Source organism: Paenibacillus sp. FSL M7-0420, from assembly GCF_038002345.1.
Classification (GTDB): Bacteria; Bacillota; Bacilli; order Paenibacillales; family Paenibacillaceae; genus Paenibacillus_AQ.
This window is the reverse complement of record NZ_JBBOCJ010000002.1, coordinates 1-5,834: the sequence shown is the minus strand read 5'-3', so window position 1 is coordinate 5,834 and position 5,834 is coordinate 1. Positions and strand designations below refer to the sequence as shown.

Sequence of the window (5,834 nt, the reverse complement as noted above, 5' to 3'; positions counted from 1 at the left end):
CCTATACGTATTTTGTCACTACGTTACAAAATACATAGGGCTCTGCGAGGCTTTTCGGCTCCGCCGAGCCATGCCCTGCATGGCAAAAAACAAGACCTTGGGCCTTGCCCAAACCCACTGGGGAACTCTTCCCCAGACCCCATTAATCGAACTCCCCAACCCCTCAATCCTTGAGGGGCTCCCTCGCCGGTAGGCAGGTCAAAAGGTGCACTTTTGACACACCAAGAGGGTCTTGGTGCAGTGAGTCCGTCAACTCCTTATCCTCCCTGCGGTCCGGTACCGTTGACAGACACCATACGGGGCTTTCTCGCCGTTGTGAGATGTTACCCCTTACTTAAAAGACCTTTGGTTGCCTTTAAGGCAACAGAACCGCCTTAAGGCGCTCCTAAAGCCCTAATTGCTTGCTAGCAAAATCAAATAATCGTTCGTTGATCCCTTATCAAATTAAAAACATTGTCGAATTTCGTCTTTTTCTTAGTTCTTAAGAATTAAGAAAAAGTTTTAAACAAATACTAGCGTTAAAACGACAAAGGACTTATTTCTCGTATGAAAATAAAATTTATAAAAAAGATTAACACTATGTATTTTAGTGCTATAGCAGGTTTAATCTTAACAACTGCTTATACAACAATATTAATGATTTTCGTAACTAAAACTTACAATAAAGTAAAGTGAATAACAGTATCTTGGCTTTTATTTTGCTGTTATTGTTTTAGTGTTTTATATTTTCGTTAAATCCTTATTTTTAAAATGAAGTGTATAATATGGGGTAGCGTCCCGAAAATGCGGATTTACAACGGTTAGCTGTTTTCAGCATTAAAAATGAAGGATTTAACAACGATAAGACTTTTGAGACAAGTCATACGAGACACTAGCAAGCTTTATTTGACGCAAAATCGGTTAAGTCTCAATAGATTAAACCCTATTGGAACAAGGTTTATTTCCTTAGCGTTGTTATTACGCATAATCCTGACGCTACCCCAATATTTAGACGACTTTATGCCGAGAAAACTTTTTGAAAAAGAAAAGAACCCTAAAATAAACTTAAAGCGCAAGCGTTCGGATAGCGCTAGCTATTAAACCGAACGATTGACACGCTTTGGGTTTTTAGGGTTCAAAGTTTCTATTCAAAAAGGAAATTGGAATAAAAACCAAATTAATTAAACTGTTTATTTTTTATCTATAAACTAATCCGCCATCTGTTAAAATAGATTGACCAGTTATATAATCTGAATCTTCCGAAGCTAGGAATGATACTAAATTTGCTACATCTTTAGGTTCTTGATATCTTCCTAATTTTATAGCACTTGAAAATTTTTCAAAAGCATCTCCAGGATTTAAATTTTCATCATATTTAACCATTTCTTCATCGATTCTTTCCCACATTTTAGTTTTTGCCACTCCTGGACAATAAGCATTAACGTTAATTTTATACTTTGCTAATTCTTTAGCTGCAACTTGAGTGTATGATCTAACTGCGTGTTTAGTAGCTGAATATGTACCTAGCATTTCGTAAGATTCGTGACCTGCTATACTACAAGCGTTTATTATTTTACCTTTTGTATTTTGTTTTATAAATTGTTTTGCAGCTGCTTGGGTACCATAAACAGTTCCAAATACATTAATATTAAATAATTTATTAAGTTGATTTTCGTCTATTTCTAAGAAAGGTGTTACAGCATCCACACCTGCATTATTAATAAAAACATCTAATTTATTAAATTCTTTTACAGTAAATTTAACTAGTTCTTCTTGTTCTTTTTGTTTTGAAACATCACTTTTGAAAGATATTACATTATATCCTTTTTCTTTGAATTCTTTTTCTGTTTCTAGTAACAAATCATTATTGATGTCTTGAACAACGATATTAAAACCATCATTTGCTAATCTTTCAGCTATAGCTTTACCTAAACCACCTGCTGAACCTGTTATTATTGCTACTTTATTTTCTGAGTTCATATGCTTATGTCTCCTTTTATATTTAGTGCTTTCAATAAAAATTGTATTCTTTAAAAAAAATTAAGCAATATTTATGTTTTTTTCTTGTTTTTTCTTATCTTGATGCCTTGTTGCTGTAAAGCTTTATCCATGGCCGACACGCCTTGTAAGCCCTCGCTTACTCTCAAAATTCGGAACGTAATTGATATGTAAATGGGGGTTCGCTTCATCATCATACAAGACCATGTTATAGACTGCTAAATTGGGATTTCTTTCTTGAAACTCCTCTGCATACTGCACTAGTGCCGCTTTCTTCAAAGGCCGGTATTCCTCGCCATCTTTCCCCTCTCCAATGGCAACAATAAGCTCCCTTTGTTCATGCGTTTTACTGTCCTTTCGAATTTTCTCGTAATAGTCCTCAATCTTACGGTCTTTCCTACTTTGCTTCGCATTGTAGGCTTCGACCGCTTCACCGAATACCTCTTGATAAACGTCTCGAATATCCCTTTGAACAAAGTAAATATTTTCGTTTAGCCTGGACGAATCAATGCCAGGATTCCCATGAATATTTTCTCGGTTATTATGTGCCATATTGCTTTTATGAGATTGATTAAACGAGATAGAAGCCAACATAAAATATCACCACTTCGCCCAAAATTATTGATAAACCAAGTCTAGCAAAGCGACGACGTTTGTCAATTAGCATAACCCTATACGTATTTTCCTATACGTATTTTGTCACTACGTTACAAAATACATAGGGCTCTGCGAGGCTTTTCGGCTCCGCCGAGCCATGCCCTGCATGGCAAAAAACAAGACCTTGGGCCTTGCCCAAACCCAGCTGGGGAACTCTTCCCCAGACCCCCTAATCGAACTCCCCAACCCCTCAATCCTTGAGGGGCTCCCTCGCCGGTAGGCAGGTCAAAAGGTGCACTTTTGACACACCAAGAGGGTCTTGGTGCAGCGTATCTGTCAACTCCTTATCCTCCCTGACGGTCCGGTATCGTTGACAGATGCCAGGTATGGCCCCTCTGGCCATCGCCAGAGATGAGCCATATTAAAAAGCCTTGCTAGCGCCAAAAACGCTGCAGAGGGCATTTATGAGCTTCTGGCAAAGGGTTGGTTTTTTGGGTTTCCCCCTTGTTTTAGGGTGGAAGGCGCAGGCTGGGGTGAATTGGCGAGAGCCAAGAGGGGCTAGCCCCTTATTGCGTAGATCCATAAGGCAAAAGAAAAAAATTATGAACGGTAGCACTGGCGGTTTTGGCGGTACAATGGCACGAGCAAGCCGATTGCCTTAAATCCTCGTTTTAGGTACGTCGGCTTGGCGACAGTTCAGCACCGCCAAAATTTCGGAATGCAAGGGGGAAAGGGTGGAGATTTTTTGAGTGGGTTTCTCAAAAAATACTACCCGTACCTTGCATGGAGAAAAGCCCTTATATAGAGAGTGAGAGTGTAACAACCTTATAGAGTTTAAAAAAGACTGTTATATCAAGGGTTTTTAGAGGTTTTCTTTGTTATCAGATTAGATAACATTAGTTATCAGATTTGATAACAAAGAAAATCGAAAAAAAAGAGCCAATTTTGGCTCTTAAAATAGTTGAACTGGAAAGTCTTTAAGTAGTGCTTTTGCATTGATAAATAAGGCTTTTAAAGTTTCCTCGATATTGTCTTTATCTCCTGAATACAAAAGATTAGGATTGATGAACAAAGCATATGTACGAACATTAACGTTTTCCCTTTTGTGTCCTTCACCTTTTACAATAATCCCTTTTTCAACTAATCCTTTAACAATTCTACTAACCGTAGAACGGCTTGTTCCAAGTCGTTCCGCTAATTGACTTTGATTTAGAGGAACAGGATTTTTTGAAAGAATATCGTCTACTAAACAATTACTTTTAAATCCTAAAAATCTTTGAATCCTTAATAAAAATAGCATTTCTTCATCAGTAAAATATTTATTTTCAAGAGCATAATCCCAATTACTTTGAATCAATTGAACAAACCTCACTTTCGATTGTGGTGAGCGTTTAGTCCCTATGTAAAGGTCTTTTCCAGTAGCTTTACTTAATAATTCCATAGCATTTTCAATCAAATCTTGAGAAATCCCCCCATGATCTAAAGCGTACTGAAGCTTTTCCAAATCAAAATCTTTTTTTCTAGCATTTCTTTCAGCTTGGTCAAAATTCACAATTTTTGTCATAAAATAATTCTCTCCCTTGGTGGAAGGAATTAGTCCGATTATGATATAATATATATATCTAAATTAAATATAAAGGGACTAATTCCCTTGTCCTTTGTAATACGAGACAACCGCCTGCCGTCCAAAGCATGGGCGGTTTTTCTCGTTTCTAGTAAATTATAGCAAATTAATAGATTCCCTGCATTATCGCTCCATTTCCCAATCATCACGACTGCGCCTTTGCATTTTCTTCTCCCTCTGTTCACGCTCTTTATCCTGCTTCATCGACTCATTGACATCCTTAACCAAATTGAATTTTTGAGCAAGGGAATTCATCAAATCAAAGGCTTTCGGAACGTTCTCTTTAATAAAATCCACGCACATGGATTTAAACTGTTTTATGCGCTGCGTTAAATCCTTAATTTGTTCTTGCTGCTGTTCAATGACCATATCCTTTTCCTCATGTCGGCGTTCAGACGATTCTAACGCCTTTTTCACCTTCTCATGTTCGGCTCTTGGAACAAAATCCTCTGTTTGAACAGGAATAGCTTTTTTGGCTCTCTCCAGTTCTGCAGAAAGGTAATAATTATTGACGTTGGCCTTTTTCAAGTGTTCCGCCACAATATCAAAGTTTTTAGCCAAACTCTTGTGTTTTTCCAATGATTCTTTTTGACTGACCAACATTTTATCGTAATCGGCTTTCTTGATTTTGACATACCTTCCGAGCATGTCCGTATTAGCTTCTGGCTCATAGATCGGCTCAACTTTGGGAGCCTTATATTGAGGCATCTCTGCTAGTTGTTTAGTCGATTGGGTCAACGTCTTTCCACGCTCTTTAAACTCTCTCACAATAGCCCTCTGAGCTTCATATTCGGTTTCTAAGGCCTTTTTAGAAGATTGAAGGTCATCTATATGGTTAATCGCTTTTACAATCTCCTGGCGCTTTTTAAGCCCCTCTGCTTCGATTTGCTTCAAAGCTTCTTTGGCTTCTTTGAATTGAGGAACTTTCATGTACTTGTGGGAACCGACATTGGCTCTTTCAAAATCGGGAATATGAGCCTTCGCCAGCTCCTCAATGCGTGCGGTCTCTCGCTCACGCCAATGCTTAATGAGTTCTGTCCCTTTTCCTTCAATGCCTTGTTGTTGTAAGGCTTTATCCATGCCGACACGCCTTGTCAGACCCCTTTTGCTTTCAAAGTTCGGAACGTAATTAATATGCAAATGGGGATTCGCTTCATCATCATGCAACACCATGTTATAGACTGCTAGATTCGGATTTCTTTCTTGAAATTCCTCTGCATACTGCACCAATGCAGCCTTTTTTAAACCGCGGTATTCCTCACCGTCTTTTCCTTCTCCAATGGCAACAATCAATTCCCTTTGTTCATGCGTTTTACTGTCATTGCGAATCTTCTCGTAATAGTCCTCAATCTTGCGGTCTTTCCTACTCTGCTTTGCATTGTAGGCTTCCACCGCTTCACCAAAGGTATCCTCATACACTTCTCGAATATCCTTCTGAACAAAATAAATATTTTCATCTAGCCTGGACGGATCAATGCCAGGATTCCCATAAATATTTTCTCGGTTATTGTGTGCCATGTTACTTTTGTGAGATTGATTGAAAGAGATAGAAGCCAACATAAAATATCACCACTCCGCCCAAAATTATTGATAAAACAAGTCTAGCAAAGCGACGAAGTTTGTCAATAAGAGTAAC

General features: G+C 38.3%; 3 protein-coding genes and 1 pseudogene. All 4 read right to left on the bottom strand.

The window, feature by feature from the left end; translation table 11 throughout:
• Window positions 1-1,176 precede the first annotated feature (1,176 nt).
• Complete coding sequence (locus tag MKX51_RS33110; RefSeq protein ID WP_327826148.1) at window positions 1,177-1,959, bottom strand: acetoin reductase; 783 nt, start codon at window positions 1,957-1,959, stop codon at window positions 1,177-1,179.
• Window positions 1,960-2,057: 98 nt separating this feature from the next.
• Window positions 2,058-2,571 (bottom strand): annotated as a pseudogene (locus MKX51_RS33105) (plasmid recombination protein); the annotation flags it as partial.
• A gap of 955 nt (window positions 2,572-3,526) precedes the next feature.
• Entirely contained in the window at window positions 3,527-4,138 is a 612-nt protein-coding gene (locus MKX51_RS33100) for a helix-turn-helix domain-containing protein (protein WP_340995795.1), read from the bottom strand.
• Between the two features lie 183 nt (window positions 4,139-4,321).
• On the bottom strand, window positions 4,322-5,758 hold the full coding sequence (locus MKX51_RS33095; protein ID WP_340995794.1) for a plasmid recombination protein: 1,437 nt from the start codon (window positions 5,756-5,758) through the stop codon (window positions 4,322-4,324).
• Window positions 5,759-5,834 lie beyond the last annotated feature (76 nt).